1 protein-coding gene and 1 pseudogene are annotated in these 933 nt (G+C 71.2%); one reads left to right on the forward strand and one right to left on the reverse strand.

Going from position 1 to position 933, the window contains the following annotated elements:
- On the forward strand, window positions 1–522 hold a 522-nt coding region (locus AC1D12_RS34230; RefSeq protein WP_477828210.1), incomplete at its 5' end, for a hypothetical protein.
- Between the two features lie 18 nt (window positions 523–540).
- On the opposite strand, the pseudogene AC1D12_RS34235 reads toward AC1D12_RS34230, so the two are convergent.
- A pseudogene (locus tag AC1D12_RS34235) lies at window positions 541–933 on the reverse strand (twin-arginine translocation pathway signal); the annotation flags it as partial.

The raw sequence follows: 933 nt of genomic DNA on the forward strand, positions 1-933 counted from the left end.
CCCTTCGGGTGTGCCGGGAAGGCCCAGGCCGCCGCCGGCCTGGCCCGCGTGCTGACGCTCGACGGCAGCCTGACCGCGCTGACCATCGGATCCAGCCGGGACAAGGCGCTCTGGAAATCGATGGTCCCGAAGATCATTCGTGCCAATCCGCAGCTGCAGGCGCTGACGCTGCATGGGGAATCATGGTGGTGCGACTGCGCGGACCAGCTCGCCGGGATCGCCTGCCGGCAGCCCGCGCTGGAGCGCCTCACGTTGAGGGCGTGCAGCGCCGCCACCGCGATGACCCTGCTGGCGGCGATGCCCACACGCCGTGCCGGCGTCACCCACCTGATCCTGGAGGCCATCGGCACGATGGGCTGCACGTCGCGCTTCCTGGCCTCGCTGATCGAAGACATCCCGAAGCTTCGCCTGCACCGGCTGACGCTCGTCGACATCGACGGGTTCGGACGCAATCGCTGCGCCATGCTGTCCGACGCCCTGCAGGCGGTTTCCTGCCGGACGGTGCTGGAGTTGCCCTGCTGAAACGGTGCAGTCGTGCGCTCAGAAATGGAGTTCGAGCAGCACGACATGGCCGCCGGCGCACGGCCAGGCGCGGCCGACGATGCGCTCGCCATTGAATTCTCCGGCCACCGCGCGGCCCGCGGTGTCGGTGATCTTGACGGCGGCCAGCGACAGCCCCGGCACGCCCGGCGGCAGCCCGGCCGGCGGATGGCCGTCGAGCAGGATGCGGTCGCGCGGCACGCCGAAGTAGCCGCGCGGGCGGCTCAGCTGCACCAGCGAGAGCGCGTCGTCGTTGGCCACCGGGTCGGCGTCGGCGTCCACATCGGCCAGCCGCATCGCGCGCAGGTGCACCAGCGACGATGACCGCGCGAACGGCGAGCGGTAGAGGTGCGTCGTGTCGTGGCCGGCGGCGGTGATGACGAACTCCAGCGG

It is taken from the genome of Rhizobacter sp. P1_G5 (assembly GCF_056405435.1).